At 61.5% G+C, this 18,879-nt stretch carries 16 protein-coding genes; 13 read left to right on the top strand and 3 right to left on the bottom strand.

Annotation, left to right across the window (positions count from 1 at the left end; translation table 11 throughout):
- Nucleotides 1–74: 74 nt before the first annotated feature.
- The 7 genes from LDB29_RS07970 to LDB29_RS07940 all read left to right on the top strand — a co-directional run bounded on the left by LDB29_RS07970 (nt 75) and on the right by LDB29_RS07940 (nt 9,417).
- On the top strand, nt 75–1,484 hold the full coding sequence (locus LDB29_RS07970; RefSeq protein ID WP_037484510.1) for an efflux transporter outer membrane subunit: 1,410 nt from the start codon (nt 75–77) through the stop codon (nt 1,482–1,484).
- Complete coding sequence (locus LDB29_RS07965; RefSeq protein WP_021246282.1) at nt 1,481–2,554, top strand: HlyD family secretion protein; 1,074 nt, start codon at nt 1,481–1,483, stop codon at nt 2,552–2,554. The genes LDB29_RS07970 and LDB29_RS07965 overlap by 4 nt, the downstream gene beginning before the upstream one ends.
- Nucleotides 2,551–5,301, top strand: coding sequence for a ribosome-associated ATPase/putative transporter RbbA (rbbA, locus tag LDB29_RS07960; protein WP_021246283.1), 2,751 nt, complete (start codon nt 2,551–2,553; stop codon nt 5,299–5,301). Before LDB29_RS07965 ends, rbbA begins: the two co-directional genes overlap by 4 nt.
- 1 nt (nt 5,302) lies before the next feature.
- Nucleotides 5,303–6,427, top strand: coding sequence for an ABC transporter permease (locus LDB29_RS07955; RefSeq protein WP_021246284.1), 1,125 nt, complete (start codon nt 5,303–5,305; stop codon nt 6,425–6,427).
- A gap of 294 nt (nt 6,428–6,721) precedes the next feature.
- Nucleotides 6,722–7,513 (top strand): autoinducer binding domain-containing protein, encoded by a 792-nt coding sequence (locus tag LDB29_RS07950; RefSeq protein ID WP_021246285.1) that lies wholly within the window; start codon nt 6,722–6,724, stop codon nt 7,511–7,513.
- A 193-nt stretch (nt 7,514–7,706) separates the two neighbouring features.
- Nucleotides 7,707–8,492 (top strand): type IV toxin-antitoxin system AbiEi family antitoxin, encoded by a 786-nt coding sequence (locus LDB29_RS07945; RefSeq protein WP_021690794.1) that lies wholly within the window; start codon nt 7,707–7,709, stop codon nt 8,490–8,492.
- 4 nt (nt 8,493–8,496) lie between these two features.
- A complete protein-coding gene (locus LDB29_RS07940; RefSeq protein WP_013846841.1) occupies nt 8,497–9,417 on the top strand; it encodes a nucleotidyl transferase AbiEii/AbiGii toxin family protein in 921 nt (306 codons plus the stop codon).
- Nucleotides 9,418–9,630: 213 nt separating this feature from the next.
- On the opposite strand, the gene LDB29_RS07935 is transcribed toward LDB29_RS07940, so the two are convergent.
- A complete protein-coding gene (locus LDB29_RS07935) occupies nt 9,631–9,984 on the bottom strand; it encodes a hypothetical protein (protein ID WP_013846840.1) in 354 nt (117 codons plus the stop codon).
- A gap of 597 nt (nt 9,985–10,581) precedes the next feature.
- Here LDB29_RS07935 and LDB29_RS07930 point away from each other — a divergent pair.
- Entirely contained in the window at nt 10,582–11,025 is a 444-nt protein-coding gene (locus LDB29_RS07930; RefSeq protein ID WP_257556832.1) for a hypothetical protein, read from the top strand.
- A gap of 38 nt (nt 11,026–11,063) precedes the next feature.
- Here the strand turns inward: LDB29_RS07930 and LDB29_RS07925 are convergent, their stop codons facing one another.
- Nucleotides 11,064–12,413, bottom strand: coding sequence for an IS1380-like element ISSp1 family transposase (locus LDB29_RS07925; RefSeq protein WP_373886325.1), 1,350 nt, complete (start codon nt 12,411–12,413; stop codon nt 11,064–11,066).
- 210 nt (nt 12,414–12,623) lie between these two features.
- On the opposite strand from LDB29_RS07925, the gene LDB29_RS07920 reads away from it, so the two are divergent.
- Complete coding sequence (locus LDB29_RS07920; RefSeq protein WP_257556829.1) at nt 12,624–13,976, top strand: PLP-dependent aminotransferase family protein; 1,353 nt, start codon at nt 12,624–12,626, stop codon at nt 13,974–13,976.
- Nucleotides 13,977–13,995: 19 nt separating this feature from the next.
- Here LDB29_RS07920 and LDB29_RS07915 read toward each other — a convergent pair whose 3' ends face one another.
- Complete coding sequence (locus LDB29_RS07915; RefSeq protein WP_257556828.1) at nt 13,996–14,466, bottom strand: globin domain-containing protein; 471 nt, start codon at nt 14,464–14,466, stop codon at nt 13,996–13,998.
- 281 nt (nt 14,467–14,747) lie between these two features.
- On the opposite strand from LDB29_RS07915, the gene LDB29_RS07910 reads away from it, so the two are divergent.
- From LDB29_RS07910 to LDB29_RS07895, 4 genes are all read left to right on the top strand, one after another.
- Nucleotides 14,748–15,200 carry an Rrf2 family transcriptional regulator gene (locus LDB29_RS07910; RefSeq protein WP_257556826.1) on the top strand — a complete coding sequence of 151 codons (453 nt, stop codon included), beginning with the start codon at nt 14,748–14,750 and terminating at the stop codon, nt 15,198–15,200.
- A gap of 150 nt (nt 15,201–15,350) precedes the next feature.
- Nucleotides 15,351–16,115, top strand: a complete 765-nt coding sequence (locus LDB29_RS07905) for an IS6-like element IS6100 family transposase (protein WP_001389365.1) — start codon at nt 15,351–15,353, stop codon at nt 16,113–16,115.
- Nucleotides 16,116–16,277: 162 nt separating this feature from the next.
- Nucleotides 16,278–16,430 carry a hypothetical protein gene (locus LDB29_RS07900; RefSeq protein WP_257556824.1) on the top strand — a complete coding sequence of 51 codons (153 nt, stop codon included), beginning with the start codon at nt 16,278–16,280 and terminating at the stop codon, nt 16,428–16,430.
- Nucleotides 16,431–16,499: 69 nt separating this feature from the next.
- A complete protein-coding gene (locus tag LDB29_RS07895) occupies nt 16,500–18,878 on the top strand; it encodes a TonB-dependent receptor (protein WP_257556822.1) in 2,379 nt (792 codons plus the stop codon).
- Nucleotide 18,879: the final 1 nt, after the last annotated feature.

Raw genomic sequence — 18,879 nt, 5'->3', positions numbered from 1 at the left:
TGGAACCGGACTAGATGGCTCGCAGCGCTCATATTACTGGCCGTTTATGCGGGTTCCGGGCCGTCATGGCGGCGATGATCGTGCCATCTTTCCTGTCCGGCTGTTCCTTCGCGCCGCCCAATGTCCGGCCGGCCCAGCCGGTGCCGCAGGACTATCCCGCGCCAGCCGCGCTGGGCGCGTCCATCGCGCGGATCGGTTGGCATGATTTCTTCCGGGAAGAGCATCTGCGTGTGCTGATCGCGGCCGCGCTGGAGAACAACCGCGATATCCGTATCGCCGCGGCCCGCGTCGATCAGGCGCGCGCGGCCTGGCGTATCGAGGGATCGGCGCTCTATCCCGAACTCAACGCCGTCGGCACCGGCACGCGGGGTCGTTCCATCATCAGCCTGCCGGGCGCAGGCACGCAGAGCTATGACATCAAGCAGGTCACCGCGCAGGTGAGCGCGAGCTGGGAAATCGATTTCTGGGGCCGTCTGCGCAACCTGAACGACGCCGCGCGCAATCGTTATCTGGCGACGGAAGAGGCGAAGCGCGCCGTTGCCACCGGCCTGATCGCGCAGGTCGCCAATGGCTATCTGCTGGAGCGCGAATATGAGGAACGCCTCGCGCTTGCCCGGCGGACGATCGTCACGCGCGAGGACTCACTGCGGATCATGCGCCGCCGCTATGAAGTCGGGTCCGGCTCGAAGCTCGAAATGACCCAGGCGCAGTTGCTGCTGGCGCAGGCGCAGGATGCGCTGCAAGCGCTTGAGCAGGACCGCGACGTGAACCGCAACGCGCTGGCGCTGCTGGTCGGGCGGCCCGTGGAGATCGTGCCTGGGCCCCTCGGTCTTGCCGAAACCGGACCGGATATCGCCCTTCCGCCGGGCTTGCCCTCCGACCTTCTGGTCAACCGGCCTGATATCGTGGCGGCGGAATATCAATTGCGGGCGGCCAACGCCGATATCGGCGCGGCGCGGGCGGCGTTCTTTCCCAATATCAGCCTGACGGGTGCCTTCGGCACGGCGAGTTCCGATCTCGACGGGCTGTTCGGCGACGGGAGCCGCGCGTGGAGCTTCACCCCGACGATCGCCCTGCCGCTGTTCAATGCGGGCCGCCTTTCCGGCAACCTCGATCTGGCGAAAGCGCGGCAGGTCGAAGCCGTGGCCAGCTATGAAAAGACCGTGCAGGGCGCGTTTCGTGATGTTTCCGACGCGCTGGTCCGGCGCCGGCAACTGGCGTTGCGGATCGACACCGCGCGCAGCTCGCTGGACGCCTTGCGCGAACGGGCTCGGCTGGCCGGGTTGCGGTTCGACAACGGGCGTTCGGCCTATTTGGAAGTGCTGGACGCGCAACGCGACCTTTTCGACACCGAACAGGCGCTGATCCAGTTGCGCCGCGCTCATCTGGCGAGCGGCATAGCCCTCTACGCGGCGCTTGGCGGGGGCTTTCCCGCCGAAGTCGTCCACGACAGCAACGATCAAGGCGGAGAACACAGGCGATGACGGCGTCCCGGAAGACATGGCTCATCAGGGGCGGCATCGCGGCGGCGCTCGTCGTTGTAGCTCTGCTCCTTTGGCAGGTGCTCAAGCCCGGCGATTTGCCCGAAGGCATCGTCGGCGGTAACGGCCGGATCGAAGCGGTTGAAATCGACGTTTCCGCCAAATCGCCCGGCCGCATCCGCGAAATCCTGGTCGACGAAGGCGCGTTCGTGCAGGCGGGGCAAGTCGTCGCCCATATGGATACGGACGTGCTGAGTGCCCAGAGGGCCGAAGCCGAAGCGCAACTGGCGCAGGCGCTGAACGGCATCCAGATCGCGACCAGCCAGGTCGCGCAGCAGCAGAGCAACCGGGCGGCGGCTCTCGCCGGCGTCCGCCAGCGTGAGGCGGAGCTGAACGCGGCGCGCAAGCGGCTGGCGCGATCGGAAACGCTGGCGCGAGAAGGTGCGACCGCCGTGCAGGAACGGGATGACGATCAGGCCCGCGTCGAAGGCGCGGCGGCGGCAGTGGAGGCCGCTCGCGCCCAACTCGCGGCCGTCGACGCGGCGATCACGACGGCGCGCAACCAGGTGATCGGCGCGCGTTCGCAGGTCGATGCCGTGCGCGCCACCATCCAGCGGATCGAGGCCGATATCCGCGACAGCGACCTCAAGGCGCCGACGGCCGGCCGCGTGCAATATCGCGTCGCCCAGCCGGGCGAAGTCGTGGGTGGCGGCGGGCGCGTGCTCAACCTGGTCAATCTGGGCGACGTCTACATGACCTTCTTCCTGCCGGAAACGGTCGCGGGCAAGGTGGCGCTGGGCAGCGATGTACGCATCGTGCTCGATGCGCTTCCGGATCGTGCGATCCCTGCGAAAGTCAGCTTCGTTGCCGATGTGGCCCAGTTCACGCCCAAGACGGTGGAGACGCAAAGCGAGCGCCAGAAACTGATGTTCCGCGTGAAGGCGCAGATCGATCGCAAGTTGCTCGATCGCTATATCACCCAGGTCAAGACCGGCCTTCCGGGCATGGCCTATGTGCGGATCGATCCGAAATCCGAATGGCCCGCGAAACTGACCGTCAACGTGCCGCAATGACGGAAGCTGTCGCCCGCGTTTCGGGCGTGAGCCTGCATTACGGCAAGGTGCTGGCGCTCGATGATGTGAATCTTGAAATCCCCGCCGGGCGCATGGTGGCGATGATCGGCCCGGACGGCGTCGGCAAGTCCAGCCTGTTTTCCCTGATCGCGGGCGCGCGAGCCATCCAGGAGGGCCGGGTCGAGGTGCTGGGCGGCGACATGGCCGAGGCCCGCCACCGCAACGCCGTGTGTCCGCGCATCGCCTATATGCCGCAGGGGCTGGGCAAGAACCTCTATCCTACGCTCTCCATCGACGAAAATCTCGAATTCTTCGGGCGGTTGTTCGGGCAGGACGCGGCCGAACGCGAGCGCCGCATTGCCGACCTCACCGAAAGCACGGGCCTCGCGCCGTTCCGCAAGCGCCCGGCGGGCAAGCTTTCGGGCGGCATGAAGCAGAAGCTCGGCTTGTGCTGCGCGCTCATCCACGATCCCGATTTCCTGCTGCTGGATGAGCCGACAACCGGCGTCGATCCCATGTCGCGCGCGCAATTCTGGGATCTGATCGACCGCATCCGCGCGAACCGCCCGCACATGAGCGTGCTGGTCGCCACGGCCTATATGGAAGAGGCCGAACGCTTCGACTGGCTAATCGCGATGGACGCGGGAAAGGTGCTGGCCACCGGCACCGCAGCCGACTTCTATGCACGCACCGGCGAACAGTCGCTGGAACAGGCGTTTATCTCGATGCTTCCCGAGGAGCGCCGCCGCGGGCACAAGCCGGTGGAGATTCCGCCGCGCAGCGACGGCGGCGAGGCCGAGATCGCCATCGAGGCGCAGGGGCTCACCATGCGTTTCGGTGATTTCACGGCAGTCGATCATGTCGATTTTCGCATCGAGCGCGGCGAGATCTTTGGATTCCTCGGCTCCAACGGCTGCGGCAAGTCGACCACCATGAAGATGCTGACCGGCCTGCTGAAAGCCAGCGAAGGCCAGGCCTGGCTGTTCGGCCGCGAGGTCGAGAATGACGACATGGCGACGCGCCGGCGCGTTGGCTATATGAGCCAGGCCTTCTCGCTCTACTCGGAACTGACGGTCCGGCAGAACCTCGAGCTGCATGCCCAGCTCTTCCATGTTCCCGCCGGGGAAGTGCCGGCCCGCGTGAGGGAAATGGCGCAGCGGTTCGGCCTGGATGGCATCATGGATGCGTTGCCCGGCGCCTTGCCGCTGGGCCAGCGCCAGCGGCTCAGCCTAGCCGTCGCCATGATCCACAAGCCGGAAATGCTGATCCTGGATGAACCGACGTCCGGCGTCGATCCGATCGCGCGGGACCAGTTCTGGCAGATGATGATCGACCTGTCCCGGCGCGACAAGGTGACGATCTTCATTTCCACGCACTTCATGAACGAAGCGGAGCGGTGCGACCGCATATCGCTGATGCATGCGGGCAAGGTGCTGGTCAGCGACACCCCCGCCGCCATTGTCGAGAACCGCGGCGCGGCGGACCTGGAAGAAGCGTTCATCGCCTATCTTCAGGATGCGAGCGGCGAGACGCCGACAGAAAAGAGGGACGATCCGGTTCCTGCGGGCGCGCCTGCCGCGGCCGATCAGGACATTTCGGCTGCACCGGCCCGCTCCCCATGGTTCATGCGGCGCCGGATGATGAGCTATGCCCGGCGCGAAGGGCTGGAATTGCGCCGCGATCCCATCCGCGCCACCCTGGCCCTGCTGGGCAGCGTCATCCTGATGTTCATCATGGGCTATGGCATCAGCATGGACGTGGAGGACTTGCCGTTCGCCGTGCTGGACCGCGACGGCACGACCACCAGCGAGAACTACGTCCTCAACCTGGCCGGATCGCGCTATTTCATCGAACGGCCGCCGATCACCGACTATAGCCAGTTGGACCGGCGGATGCGCTCGGGCGAACTGAGCGTGGCCCTGGAGATTCCGCCCAATTTCGCGCGCGACCTGCGCCGGGGCGTGCCGGTGCAGATCGGTGTATGGGTCGATGGCGCCATGCCGCAGCGGGCCGAGACCGTGCAAGGCTATGTCCAGGCCCTGCATGCCCACTGGCTCAGTGAAATGGCCGTGCAGGAAACAGGTGCGCGGCCATCGATGGGTCTCGTCAATATCGAGCTGCGCTATCGTTACAATCCGGACGTGAAAAGCCTTGTAGCCATCGCGCCGGCCGTGATTCCGATGATGCTGCTCTTGTTCCCGGCGATGCTGACGGCTTTGAGCGTGGTGCGGGAAAAGGAGCTGGGTTCCATCGTCAATTTCTACGTGACGCCGATCAGCAAGGTGGAATTCCTGCTGGGCAAGCAGCTTCCCTATGTCGCGCTCGCCATGCTGAACTATGTCTTGCTGGTGTTCCTCGCCGTCACGATGTTCGGTGTGCCGTTGACGGGCAGTTTCCTCGCGATGACGCTGGGCGCTCTCTTCTATACGCTGTCGGCGACGGCCATCGGCCTGCTGTTCTCCATCTTCATGCGCAGCCAGATTGCCGCGATGTTCGCCACCGCCATCGGCACGATCCTGCCCGCCGTGCAGTTTTCCGGCCTGATCAACCCGGTGTCCTCGCTCGAGGGGGCGGGCGCGGTGATCGGATCGATATATCCCGCGACCTGGTTCGTCACCATCTGCCGCGGCGTCTTTTCCAAGGGGCTGGGCTTCGCCGACCTCTGGCCTGACCTTCTCGTGCTGTTCGCGACGTTTCCCGTCATCCTGGCGCTGTGTGTCGCGTTGCTGCGTAAGCAGGAGAGCTGATATGCGCCACGCGGCCAACATCTACCGGCTCGGCATCAAGGAACTGCGCAGCCTGTGGCGCGATCCGATGATGCTGTTCCTGATCCTCTATTCGTTCTCGGTGGGGATCTACGTCGCGGCAACCGCCATGCCGGAAACGCTGCACAAGGCGCCTATCGCGATCGTCGATGAAGACCAGTCGCAGCTTTCCAGCCGGATAACCGGCGCCTTTTATCCGCCGCACTTCACGCCCCCTTCGATCGTGGGACTGAACGAAGTGGACAAGGGGCTGGATGCCGGGCGCTATACGTTCGCTCTCGACATCCCGCCCGATTTTCAGCGAGACGTACTTGCGGGACGCCAACCCGGCTTGCAGCTCAACGTTGACGCTACGCGGATGAGCCAGGCTTTCACGGGCGGCGGCTACATCCAGCAGATCGTGCAGGGCGAAGTTGCCGAATTCATGAAAGGCACGCGTGCGAGCACGCCGGTCCCGGTCGAGCTGGCGCTGCGCGTGCGGTTCAATCCTACGCTGGCGCAAAGCTGGTTCGGCGCGGTCATGGAAATCATCAACAGCGTCACCATGCTGTCGATCGTGCTGACGGGCGCGGCCCTGATCCGCGAGCGCGAGCACGGCACGATCGAACACCTGCTAGTGATGCCGGTGACGCCGTTCGAGATCATGGCCAGCAAGGTCTGGGCCATGGGGCTCGTTGTCCTGGTCGCCTGCGCTTTCGCGCTTTTCGTGATGGTGGAAGGGGTACTGTCCGTTCCCGTCGAAGGGTCGATCGCGCTGTTCCTCGCCGGAGCGGGGCTGCACCTGTTCGCCACGACCTCCATCGGCATCTTCATGGGGACGATCGCGCGCTCCATGCCGCAGTTCGGCTTGTTGCTGATGCTGGTGCTGCTGCCGTTGCAGATGCTGTCCGGCGGTTCGACGCCGCGCGAAAGCATGCCGGAGTTCGTCCAGACGGTCATGTTGGCCGCGCCCACCACCCATTTCGTGAAGATGGCGCAGGCCATCCTTTACCGGGGCGCGGGCTTTGACGTGGTCTGGCCCCAGTTCCTGGCTATCATTGCTATCGGCGCGATCTTCTTCGCCATTGCGTTGGCGCGGTTCCGGCGAACCATCGGCACGATGGCGTGAGGAGGCAGTCGAATGTCAGAACACCAAATTGCGTGGGACATCGTAACGATGCTTCAGACTAACGATTGCCGAACGGTTCCGCGCAGGTTTCGCAGGAGAATAATACCGGCGGCGGTGTCGCGGATCCTGAGCCAGGTTTTCGAAACAGCGAATCCACGATTGCCCTAGCAGCCTCACGCGTCAGCCATAGCGCTGGCTGACGGCTGTGAATGCCCCCTATCTCCCATAGGTATCACAACGGCTTCTTCTGGCACGTTTGCCGGTGCACGGCCAACACAACCCAAGGAGGATGCCATGTATGTCAATGCCAGAATGCGTGAGACACTCTCACGCTTCAATGCCGCTTCTTCAATGGAAGCGCTGCTCGCCGCCTTAGCTGATGCCGCCACGAAAATGGGCTTCCCCTATGTCGCGATGATCCAACATGGCGGCCTCCCACGCTTGGTCGAACGGGCGCTGGTTATTACCAACTATCCGGCGGAGTTCGTGCGTTTCTACACCGAGAGCCACGCGTACGTCATCGATCCAGTCTATGAGGTGAGCCAGTTGCTGGACCGCCCGTTCAGCTGGGACGAGATTCCCGGTTATGTCGATCTCACAGGCACACAATCAGCCCTGTTCGAAGAAGCGCGGCTGCATGGTCTCGTCCACGGTGTCACCGTGCCGCTCCACATACCGAGCGAATCCCATGCGTCTTGCACTTTCGCACGCGCGGAGCCGATCATGGCTTCGCCATCGCTACTGACGACGCTCCACATCGTCGCTGCCTTCGGGTTCAAGGCGGGCCTCAGACTACATCATGCCTCGCGCGGACATGACGTACCCAGGCTCACGCGCCGCGAAGCTCAATGCACGGCATTGGTCGCCGTCGGCAAGAGCGATTGGGAGATCAGCCAGATACTCGGTCTGAGCGAGACCTCGGTGCGCTATTTCGTCTCCCACGCAAAGCAGCGTTACGGCGTCTACAAGCGCTCAGAGCTTGTCGCCAGGGCGCTCATCGACGCGCAGATCCTTCGAAACGACCAAGGGATCATTGAGGCTGGACCCCGCCGCCCGCGCCACAGGGCGAAACGGCGCAGTCCTTGACAGTCCTGTCGGTGTCGCCGTGTTGCGCATCCCGTCAATTGGCCCGCGAATCGCCATGCCTAGGGCGGATAAGTGTATTGACCTACGGTCGCACGATCCAGTTTGCCGAGCTCTGATAATGCCAAGCAAGGCTTAGCCAATTTCGAAATTAATAAACTCGACAGTAGTTTCCCAATCTGTCAAAATGCATAGCATGGCTTCGCAAACATTAGGAAAATTAAACCGGCTGCAACGGGATCTCCCAGAGAGCCTGCTGGTCGACGCGGCATGGATGGAAGCCCATGGTTACTCATCATCGCTGCGGAGCCAATATGTTCGCGCGGGATGGCTCGATAGCCCGACCCGGCGCGTCTATCGCCGCTCGCGTGGACCGCTCACCTGGGAACAGGCCGTTATCTCACTGCAATCCCTGTTGGACCTGCCTTTGACAGTTGGCGGGCGCACAGCGCTCGAACAGCAGGGCTACGCTCATTATCTCTCCATAACGGTGCGCGAAGTCCATCTCTATGGGCCAAGCCGGCCGCCGACATGGCTCGACAGCCTGCCACTCGATGTCTCGTTCCGCTGGCATAACAGCCTCCGGCTGTTTCCAGTCGACGGCGAGATTCCTCCCGAGCCTGCGCCCCGGATGTCCAGCACCGCCGGCACGACCTTGCCGATCCGCTGTTCGAGCAAGGAACGCGCCGTTCTCGAACTGCTCGATGAGCTTCCCCATGAGAGCTTCCATCAGGTCGACATGCTGATGGAAGGAATGAGCGACCTCAGCCCACGTCGCCTTCAGACACTTCTTGAGGCGTGCGCGAGCGTAAAAGTGAAGCGTCTCTTCCTCTTCTTCGCGGATCGCCATGGCCATGCCTGGCGTTCGAAGCTCGATGTTTCCCGCCTGGATCTCGGATCGGGCAAACGCGTCCTGGTCAAAGGAGGGAAGCTCGACCGGCGCTACAACATCACCGTGCCCTCCGACCTGGCGGGAGAATAGCTGTATGGCGTTTCTCGACGGCTACCGGAGACAGGTCGCTCTTCTTCTGCGTGTTATGCCTCACGTCGCGAAGGAGGATATCTTCGCGCTGAAAGGCGGAACAGCGATCAATCTGTTCGTGCGTGACCTGCCGCGACTTTCGGTGGACATCGACCTCACCTATCTGCCGATCGAGGACCGCGCGACCTCGCTCGCCACGATCGATGCGGCGATGCTGCGGATCAAGGAACGCATCGAGGAAGGACTGGTCGGAGCCAGGATTCATGCGTCGCGTTCCGCTGACGAAAAAATCGTCACCAAGCTCATCGTTCGTGCGGATGATGTGCAGATCAAGATCGAGGTCACGCCAGTGTTGCGCGGGACGGTCTATGATCCCGTCGTTATGGGTGTCGTTCCCGCAGTCGAGGACGCCTTTGGTTTTGCTGAGATTCAGGTGGTGTCCTTCGCCGATCTCTATGCGGGAAAAATCGTGGCGGCGCTCGACCGGCAGCACCCTCGCGACCTCTTCGACGTCCGCGACTTGCTGGCGAACGAAGGCGTCACAGACGATTTGCGACGTGCATTTCTCGTCTACCTCGCCAGCCATAATCGCCCGATGGCCGAGGTTCTCGCTCCCGCCCGTAAACCGCTCGCCGAGGAGTTCGAGCGCGGTTTCGTCGGAATGACTCACCAGCCGATCACTCTGGCGGAACTGGAATCAGCGCGTGAAGACATCATCGCGTGCATGGTTGCCGGGATGCCTGACACTCATCGGCAATTCCTTGTCGGCTTCAAGCGTGGTGAACCGGACTGGGCGCTTGCGGGCATTGATGAGGCGAGGCGACTGCCCGCGGTTTTGTGGAAGCAACGTAACCTGGACCGGTTGGACCCTGGCAAGAGGCAGGAGCTTGTTGCCGCGTTGGAGAAGCAATTGCTGCCGGGATAGGTCAGGCGCCCCTCCGACGCCTGCAGGTCAGCCTGTTTGCGGCGAGCAGCGCGGAAGGGTGGTGGTTAGGTGAAGTGCGGGAGCAGCGAGGAAAGGGTGGAGGTGATGGGAGAGGGAGCCGCTCGCGTTTGGGACCAGCAGGTACATTGAAGGCTTACGGTTCGACATGGATTTTGGCGGAATGGCCGGGCAATGTCTTTCCGCCAGCGCTGGCTATATTCTTGGTGATGCAGGCGCGCGAACATAGCGCACAGCGTGGTCGAGGCGCTCCGCCGCGTCGGCCTCGCTGATGCGGAGGCGGCGTGCGATCTGGCCAACGGTAAAGCCGTCATTGCGATGAAGGAACAAGGCCCGCATGGTCAGGTGCGGTAGATCGGTAAAAACAGAATCCCATACCTCGCCTTCTTCCCCCATCTTGCCCGACGACCCCATGACCCTCTCAATCACATCGTGGAGATCGGCAGCAGCGGGTTCCTGCAAGGCGTATAGGATCGCCAAGGACTGCTCCATCATTTCCAGCGCTTGTTCTTTTAATTCGTCGTTGCCCGGCTCGTTACCGCTCCCCATGCTCTCACCTCCTTCTTAGTTGCAGAGGAGCATGACAGAAATCGCGGGATTTTCATCAACAACAACCCCCAACTTGGATATTGTTGTGCGCTGGCTCTTTGCGCGAAGGTGCCATGCGCTATTTTATGGTTTCCGAGCCGTTAGCCGGACTTCAGATTTTGAAAACATCATGACTGCCAGCCTTACAGGTCGCGCCGCCGCTCGCATCAGCGGAGGTGCCGAGAAGGGGGTTGCCCGGGGATGGAGATGCTCGAGATATGGAAAATGCACGGTCTCGTGCCGACCTTGTAAGTCATATGCCCAGCAGAAGCGGCTGAGACGCAGTCCGTGTTGGACACCGCAAAAGCTGTCCCAACCGCGACATTTACCGGAACTGGCAAGAACGACCGTCATGCATTGACATTGGTGACGGTTATTGCGGCGGCGCCAATACCCTCTCTCTGGAATTGACGCCGCCACATCGATCCCTGTTCGCAAAGATGGGTCAATGCCGATAGATTAGAAGCGTTGTTCCCAATCGGTTTCCAGATCGAGCCGATTCACAAATGATGGAACACCGACAGAATTCTGCTATAGTCCTCCAGTGAGGATATAGCGATGAACAACGCCGCCCATATTCAAGCGCCCGAACCGGCATCGCCTCGGCTGAAACCGGCCGATTGGCTTTGGCGTCCGTGGTACGCGAAGCTGTGGTGGTCGGCAATTCCGGTCTGGTGGATCGGCATGGCTGCATCGACCAGGATCGCGCCGCTTGAGGCGTTCTACGACAGCGCGGCGGCCGGTTTTCTCAACGTCCTGTTCTTCCCGATGATGGCGCTTATGGTGCTCGGAATCGGCTATGCACAGCATTGGCTCGCGCAGTTTCCAAAGCAGGGTGACGGAACTTCGCTGTCCGATGAAACGGTAGCTAGCCTCTCTTATTCACGACGCTCGGTTTCGGGCCCGCTCTGGGCATTTGCTGCGGCTGGCTGTATTGCGCGGACGACCGGCATCGCTGGCGTTTGTTTCACCGCATTCGGATTGATGGGCTTTTCGGGTTGAAGGGCTGGGCTCGGAGTTCTGCGGCGCTGCCGCATGGGCTACGCCGGCGCAGGCTTCAGCCGGAGAACGAGGGCGCGGAACAGGTCGGCATCCGGACAGGCGGAAGCGAAGGCAATGCGGATGCGGCTAGCACTTTCTACGACGCGCGCAGCGACCTTGAGCAGCCGCAGGCGCAAGGTGGTAAACTCCGCGCTTGCCAGAGCAGCGGTCCTGGGCATCGCCTGCTGGATGCGCCATAGCAGCCAGTATGCGGCAGTGTGCAGTATCAGGCGCATCTGATTGGCATTGGCCGAGCGGCACGAGGTTCGGTCGCTGGCGAGCTGGGACTTGTGGCGCTTGATCAGGTTCTCGGCCTGACCACGCGCGCAGTAGAGCGTGTCGTAGATGTGCTCGGCCGATCCTGTTGCCAACGAGGTGACGACATAGCGGATGTCCATGCCCAGCGTGCTGGCCTCGATCCGTGCAACGACGCGACGCTGGCACTTCCAGGTCTTTGCCCCATAGCGGGTCTCGGCATAGTTGCGCAGGACGGGACACTGACGCTGGGCGCGCTTGACCGCGCAGGCATCGGCGACCGCAACAATGGCGGGATCGGCGCGCAGCGCTGAATTGGTGGGCAGGCCGAACACGTAATCGACGCGGGCCGCATCGCAGTAGGCCATGACCTCGGGTCGACCATAGTGCCCGTCGCCGCGGATAGTGATGTGGGTATCGGGCCAATTACGGCGCAGGTGACGCACCAGGCGTCGGATGTGCCCCGCCGCCTCCTTTCCAGAAGGCGTCTTGCCTGTGCGCAGCAGCATGGCCACCGGCCTGCCGGTCGCGGTGTCGTAGATATGGATCGGTAGGAAGCAGCGCTCCCCATGATGCCCGTTCCAGAACGAGAGCTGTTGATAGCCATGCACGACGTCGCACGTGTCGTCGATATCCAGCGTGACCGCTGTCGGAGGGGCGGGATAGCTGGCGCAGTAGATGTCGATCATCGCGGCCATCATGCTGGCCAGTTCGCGCGTAGTCGGTGCATTTTCCCACCGGCTCATCGTCGGTTGGCTGGCCAGCCCCGCGCCCGATTCCGGCAGCTTGCCGAGCGCCAGGCGGAAGCCTGGATCGTCGCGCAGAGCATCGAGATCATCGGCATCCTCATAGCCGCACGCAATCGCGAACACACGGGCACGCAGAATGTCATCCAGGCGATGGATCACCCGCGCTGGATCGCGCGGATCGGCAATACAAGCCGCCAGGCGCTGGCAAATCCCCATCGCGCGCTCGGCCTGTGCAAGCAGTAGAACACCGCCATCCGAGGTAAGCCGGCCACCGTCGAACGCAGCTGTGATTTTCTTGCGGCCGACTGCTGGGAATCCAAATGAGCTTGCGATATCATCGTTCATGGCGGGTGTGGCCCGTGGCATTTTCTGCCCTGCGGCAGGTTCGGCTTAGACACCCAGTTCCTAATTCAGATCAGAGGCTTACGCCACTCCCGCCAACCCTTCAGGACACTTTTGGTGAATAAGGCGGGCTAGAGCACCGAAAAAGACTGTACCATAATCGCCATGGTCTCACCGCTCGACATCCACCTTGATCGCACGACCAAGATATCTTTGGCAGAACAGATTCACGAAAGCATCGCCTCGGCAATCCGCGAGGGACGCCTGCTCCCCGGCGCGCGTCTGCCGTCCTGGCGGGATCTTGCTTCCCAGCTGGGCCTCGCCCGGGGCACCGTGCGCATCGCCTATGAGCGGCTGAGCGATGCGCAGCTCATCATTGCGTCCAAGCAGGCCGGAACCCGCGTGGCCACCCTGCCCCCGCTTGCGCCACGTGAGGCAATGCTGCCCGATCCGCGCCCGCTGCCGGAAATATTCCGGGATTTCTCCGCGCGCGCCGGGATGTTCCAGATGGCGGTCCCCGCGCAGGATGCATTTCCGTTCACAAGCTGGTCGCGGATCGTGACGCGGGCGGCAAAGGCCGGAGCAGCAGCGCCCGCCCAATATCCGGATCCTCGCGGTGAGCCGGAGTTGCGGCAGGAAATCGCCGCTTACCTGGCCATATCGCGCGGCATATCCTGTTCGCCCTCCCAGATATTCGTAACCGGCGGCTATGCCGGGGCATTGGGGCTGACTACGCGCGTGCTGGGTGTCGAGGGCAGCAACGCCTGGATGGAGGAGCCGGGCTACCCCATCACGCGAACCGCGCTTACCTTTGCGCATGTGACGCCCGTCCCCGTGCGCGTGGACGGCGAGGGGCTGGACGTCGCGCATGGAATCGCGCTGTGCCCCGATGCGAAGCTGGCTATCGTCACGGCGGGTCAGCAAGCCCCGCTTGGCGTAACGATGTCGCTCGCGCGGCGGCACGCCCTGCTCGAATGGGCGATCCGCCACGGTGGCTGGATTATCGAGGATGATTATCTAAGCGAGCTTCAGCTCAAGGGCCGGGCGGCTCCAGCGCTTGCATCGCTTGATCATGCAGGGCGCGTGATCCATATCGGTACTTTCAGCAAGACCATCAGCCCCGCCCTTCGACTGGGCTTTCTGGTGGCACCGCCGATGCTGGCGAGCCGATTTGGTGAGGCAGCCGCGTGCCTGGCCCCGGCCCCAGGGCCGATCATTCAACTCGCGGTGGCGGCATTCATACGCGAAGGCCATTATCTTCGCCATCTGCGGCGAATGAAGCGCTTGTACGAGAGCCGGCGCGATCTCCTCCTGGCCAATCTGACGGGGAAGCGGGACCAGACCACCGCCGGCCTCGCCATTTTGCTACGGCTGCCAGAAGGCGCGAACGACACCGAAATCGCGCTTCAGGCACTTACGCACGGCCTGGCCCCGGTGCCGTTATCGACATGGTATGCATCGCCTGGTTCGCGGCAGGCGGGGCTTCTTTTGAGCTTTACCAACCTGTCCGCGAATGTTGCCGAATCCTGTGCTCGGCTGGAGAGCATTATTGCCGAATATTCATGATCCTCGCCGGGCGCAGACTTCACACCTTGGCATAGTCTTCCGCTGCTTCAGCTTCTTCCGCATAGAGAGTCGCTTCGCGCTTGATGAGAATATCGGCCAGGAAGCCATAAGCCTCCCCCCATGCCGCGAGCACCTCGTCGGTTGCGGCTTCCCCCAGCACATCCCTGATTGCCGGAAGCAGTGCGGCGGCTACGGCCGGATAATGTTCGGGCTTGATGTGCGTCTCGACATGGCGGGCGGCCATGCTCTCGATCGCGGGGCGCAGGACGCTCAGCTTGTCGACATTCTGCGCAAAGGCGAGAATCGCGCCGGCAAGGCGCTTGGGCTGTTCGCCTGATTTCTGCGCGGCCTGATCGAACAACGCCTTCATCTCGGGATCGACGAACAGGCGCTCATACATGCGCGATGTGATTTCCAGCCCGTATTTCTGAAGCGCCGGTGCGGTTGATTTCACGATTGCCATGGTCTCGCTAGAGAGCGTTGCGGTCATGCGCTGTTTCCTTGAAGCGGCGTGATGCCAGTTGTGAAACACCAGCCGGGCAGGCCGGTGCGGATGGGATGAATAAGCGGCTATAGGGGATCAGTTATGTGCGGATCGGCGCGAGGCGACTTCGCCCGTAGCGGCTGCCCGCCACTTCTTCTCAATATTCCCGCTCAAGATCTGCGCCCCCAAACATGTACTGTGGATGCATCTATACTGCCGGTTTAAAAGATGCAACAACAATGCATATATTTGGACAGGGGCAATTTGCGCCCCCAATCGGAGATCGCATGCGGCTGACGCTCTATACGGATTATGCCTTGCGCGTGCTGCTATATCTGGCGGCTCGGCCAGAAAAACTATGCTCGATCGCGGACGTTTCTGGCGCGTATCGCATTTCGCAAAATCATCTGATGAAGGTGGTCAATGATCTCGCCAACGCCGGCTACGTCGCGAGTGTCAGGGGGAGATCCGGCGGCATCCGTCTGGGCGCCCCACCGGAAAGCATCAATATCGGCGCGGTGATCCGCCATACCGAGGATGGTTTCGATCTGGTCGATTGCGGGAGCTGCGTGATCGCCCCGGCTTGCGGCTTGACCGGAGTGCTGAGCGAAGCGCTGGATGCATTCCTGGCCGTGCTGGATCGCTATTCGCTCGCCGATCTCATGGCGAAGCGTCTCGACATGCGAAGGCTGTTTGAGTTTGAGGAGTATGAAGAAGCAGGAGAGCACGCGCCGGGATAAGATGGCGCTAATCATCGGATTAACGTCCTTTCCGTCATGTCGAGCGAGTGGAATATGGCCCTGCTTTTCTCAACCCCGGAGCCAATCCAGGCTCTGTTGCAAAAATCGTGAAGCTTGAGCATGCTTGGCGGAGATTGGACGGACGGAACGATGACGGATTTCAAGTGGCGCCATTTCCAGGGTGATGTGATCCTGTGGGCGGTGCGCTGGTATTGTCGCTATCCGATCAGCTATCGCGACCTTGAGGAAATGCTGGCGGAACGCGGCATTTCGGTCGACCATACGACGATCTATCGCTGGGTCCAGTGCTACGCCCCGGAGATGGAGAAGCGGCTGCGCTGGTTCTGGCGGCGTGGCTTTGATCCGAGCTGGCGCCTGGATGAAACCTACGTCAAGGTGCGGGGCAAGTGGACCTACCTGTACCGGGCAGTCGACAAGCGGGGCGACACGATCGATTTCTACCTGTCGCCGACCCGCAGCGCCAAGGCAGCGAAGCGGTTCCTGGGCAAGGCCCTGCGAGGCCTGAAGCACTGGGAAAAGCCTGCCACGCTCAATACCGACAAAGCGCCGAGCTATGGTGCAGCGATCACCGAATTGAAGCGCGAAGGAAAGCTGGACCGGGAGACGGCCCACCGGCAGGTGAAGTATCTCAATAACGTGATCGAGGCCGATCACGGAAAGCTCAAGATACTGATCAAGCCGGTGCGCGGTTTCAAATCGATCCCCACGGCCTATGCCACGATCAAGGGATTCGAAGTCATGCGAGCCCTGCGCAAAGGACAGGCTCGCCCCTGGTGCCTGCAGCCCGGCATCAGGGGCGAGGTGCGCCTTGTGGAGAGAGCTTTTGGCATTGGGCCCTCGGCGCTGACGGAGGCCATGGGCATGCTCAACCACCATTTCGCAGCAGCCGCCTGATCGGCGCAGAGCGACAGCCTACCTCTGACTGCCGCCAATCTTTGCAACAGAGCCCTTTGTTCATAGGGTCAGTTTTGGGCTTGACGGCATGTGAGCGCCCTGCGATTTAGACCCATCATTACATCCCGCAAAGAGGGTGAAAAATTGGGGAGGAGTGCTCAGATGAGCAATATTGAAAGGCGCGAGGAACCCATCTTCCGGTGGCTGGCCAGCGCGGAATCATTTTTCCAGTTGGTCACAAATGCCATTCTGGCCGGCCCGATAGCGCCGACCATTTTGGCATGGCGGTATGTCACCGCCCACGTGCGTCGCTAGTCAGATGCCTTCCATGCATAAAATTATCGAAATTCCAGGCAAAAAAATTTCAAATAGGAGAGTATCGCTATGAAAATCGGCACACGTGCGCTCATTGGCGCCAGCATCTCGGCTCTCGCTCTTGCGGGACAGGCCCATGCGCAGCAGGTTTCAGCACCGGCTGAGACCACCGCAGCGCCGACAAGCTCCGAAGCAGACATCGTCGTCACCGCGAATAAGCGCGAGCAGAAGCTGAACGACGTCGGCCTGACGGTCGCGGTCGTTTCCGGCGCTGCGCTGAAAAATCAGCAGATCAACTCACTGTCCGATCTTGCCAATGTCACTCCAAGCCTCTCCTTCACCAACAGCGCGAACGGCACGCCTGTCTACACCCTGCGCGGTGTCGGCTTCTATGAGGTTTCGCTGGGCGCCTATCCGACCGTCAGCACCTATCTTGACGAAGTGCCGCTGTCGTTTCCCGTTCTCTCCAGCCACTCGGCTTTTGACCTCGAGCGGGTGGAAGTTCTGAAGGGGCCTCAGGGCACATTGTTTGGACAGAACGCAACCGGCGGCGCAATCAACTATATTGCTGCAAAGCCAACGAATACCCTGAAAGCAGGTGCAAATCTCAGCTACGGTCGTTTCAACGAGGTCGTCGCCGAAGCCTATATCAGCGGGCCGCTTTCGGACACGCTGAAGGCGCGGCTGTCCGGCAAGTTGGAGCATGCCGATGGCTGGCAGCAGAGCAACTCGCGCCCTGGCGATACCAATGGCAAGGTCCGTAATTATATGGGCCGGCTGCTCGTCGATTTCGCGCCGACCGACACGTTCCGTATGCTGCTGAACGTGAACGGTTGGAAGGATAAGAGCGACACCCAGGCACCCCAGTATGTCGGTCTCCAGCCACAGCAGGTGTTTCTCGATCCCGACACCGCAGCAGCTCAGTTCTCGCCGGAGAAGCCGCGTGCGGCCGACTGGACCCCGGGGCTGCCTTATCGCGACAACAGCATGTGGCAGGCATCGCTTCGCGCCGAACTTGATATCACCGACACCATCACGCTGACGTCGCTTTCATCCTACGCCGACTACAAGCAGAATCAGCGCGACGACGGCGACGGGCTTCCAACGCTGGGCCTCGATCTTGTTGGCGACCGCGGGCGGATCAAGAGCTTCAACCAGGAACTGCGTCTCTCCAACGGCGGCGGCGCTGGCCTCCGCTGGGTGGTTGGTGCGAACTATGAGCACAGTAAGGTCGATCAGTTCATTGACCAGAATTTAGATGACTCGTCGTCGAGCGAAACATACGGTATCGCTCTGGGCTATCCGTTCTTTTCTGTGTCCTATTCCACCCGGCAGAAGATGGAGAATTACGCGTTCTTCGGAAACGTGGAATATGACATCTCTGATCAGCTTACCTTCAAAGTCGGCGCGCGCTACACGAACGCATCAACGAAAGCGAACATCTGTAGCAACGACCCAAGTGGCAATCCGCGTAATACTGGCGCATTGTTCTACGATGTCCTCCTCGGCGGGCGCCTTGGGCCTTATGCTGGCCAATGCTTTGTGATCAATAACCTTCCGCGGACCGTTGATGGCGTCGCGCCGGGTGATCCAGGTGCCTTCGTCGATGAGCTGAAGCAGGACAATATCTCGTGGCGCGCAGGGATTGACTATAAGCCTGCTCCCGGGATCCTGCTGTACGCAAACGTGGCCAAGGGCTATAAGGGCGGCGGGTACCCGGTTGTGTCGGCGTCCTTCTTCAATCAGTATCTGCCCGTCACGCAGGAATCCGTGCAATCCTATGAAGCCGGCTTCAAGGCGACCCTGTTCGACCGGGTGCTTCAGCTCAACGGTGCTGCCTTCTATTATGATTACAAGGACAAGCAGCTCCGTTCGAAGTTGCTCGATGCCAATTTCGGCATTCTCGACGTGCTGCAGAATATTCCTAAATCGAGCGTCAAGGGCTTCGAACTGGAAGCTAATCTGCGACCCGTCAGCGGCCTGACGATCAATTCGGCTTTCACGTTCATCGACGCCAAGATCGACGAGTTCTCAGGGATCAACGCTGCCGGCGTTGCTGCGAACTTCAAGGGCGCTCGGGTGCCTTACACCCCGAAATACCAGCTCGGGGTGAACGCGGATTATGACTTCCCGGTCAGTGGAAGCCTCAACGCCTTCGTGGGCGCCGGCGTGAACTGGCGGTCGGACACTGTTGCCGTGATTGGCGGCGACATCAATCCAACGAACGCCACGCCGCAGGATAAGAAGCTCTTCGGGATCGCAGCCTACACCCTTGTCGATCTTCGTGCCGGCATTCACAGCAGTGATGATCGCTGGCGCGTTTCGGTCTGGGGCAAGAATATCTTCAACGAATATTACTGGAACAACGTCGTTGCGGCGACTGACACGATCGGCCGCTATGCTGGCAAGCCGGCCACATACGGCGTGAGCCTGTCCTACCAATACTAAC

It is taken from the genome of Sphingobium sp. CFD-2, from assembly GCF_024611135.1.
Lineage (GTDB): Bacteria > Pseudomonadota > Alphaproteobacteria > Sphingomonadales > Sphingomonadaceae > Sphingobium > Sphingobium fuliginis.
This window is presented reverse-complemented; position numbering and strand designations above follow the sequence as displayed.

Coding starts and splice junctions, on each gene's coding strand:
- LDB29_RS07900 (WP_257556824.1), top strand. CDS start 16,278: ATGAGCAATATTGAAAGGCGCGAGGAACCCATCTTCCGGTGGCTGGCC.
- LDB29_RS07940 (WP_013846841.1), top strand. CDS start 8,497: ATGGCGTTTCTCGACGGCTACCGGAGACAGGTCGCTCTTCTTCTGCGT.
- rbbA (WP_021246283.1), top strand. CDS start 2,551: ATGACGGAAGCTGTCGCCCGCGTTTCGGGCGTGAGCCTGCATTACGGC.
- LDB29_RS07965 (WP_021246282.1), top strand. CDS start 1,481: ATGACGGCGTCCCGGAAGACATGGCTCATCAGGGGCGGCATCGCGGCG.
- LDB29_RS07945 (WP_021690794.1), top strand. CDS start 7,707: ATGGCTTCGCAAACATTAGGAAAATTAAACCGGCTGCAACGGGATCTC.
- LDB29_RS07970 (WP_037484510.1), top strand. CDS start 75: ATGATCGTGCCATCTTTCCTGTCCGGCTGTTCCTTCGCGCCGCCCAAT.
- LDB29_RS07935 (WP_013846840.1), bottom strand. CDS start 9,984: ATGGGGAGCGGTAACGAGCCGGGCAACGACGAATTAAAAGAACAAGCG.
- LDB29_RS07910 (WP_257556826.1), top strand. CDS start 14,748: ATGCGGCTGACGCTCTATACGGATTATGCCTTGCGCGTGCTGCTATAT.
- LDB29_RS07955 (WP_021246284.1), top strand. CDS start 5,303: ATGCGCCACGCGGCCAACATCTACCGGCTCGGCATCAAGGAACTGCGC.
- LDB29_RS07915 (WP_257556828.1), bottom strand. CDS start 14,466: ATGACCGCAACGCTCTCTAGCGAGACCATGGCAATCGTGAAATCAACC.
- LDB29_RS07930 (WP_257556832.1), top strand. CDS start 10,582: ATGAACAACGCCGCCCATATTCAAGCGCCCGAACCGGCATCGCCTCGG.
- LDB29_RS07925 (WP_373886325.1), bottom strand. CDS start 12,413: ATGAACGATGATATCGCAAGCTCATTTGGATTCCCAGCAGTCGGCCGC.
- LDB29_RS07895 (WP_257556822.1), top strand. CDS start 16,500: ATGAAAATCGGCACACGTGCGCTCATTGGCGCCAGCATCTCGGCTCTC.
- LDB29_RS07905 (WP_001389365.1), top strand. CDS start 15,351: ATGACGGATTTCAAGTGGCGCCATTTCCAGGGTGATGTGATCCTGTGG.
- LDB29_RS07950 (WP_021246285.1), top strand. CDS start 6,722: ATGTATGTCAATGCCAGAATGCGTGAGACACTCTCACGCTTCAATGCC.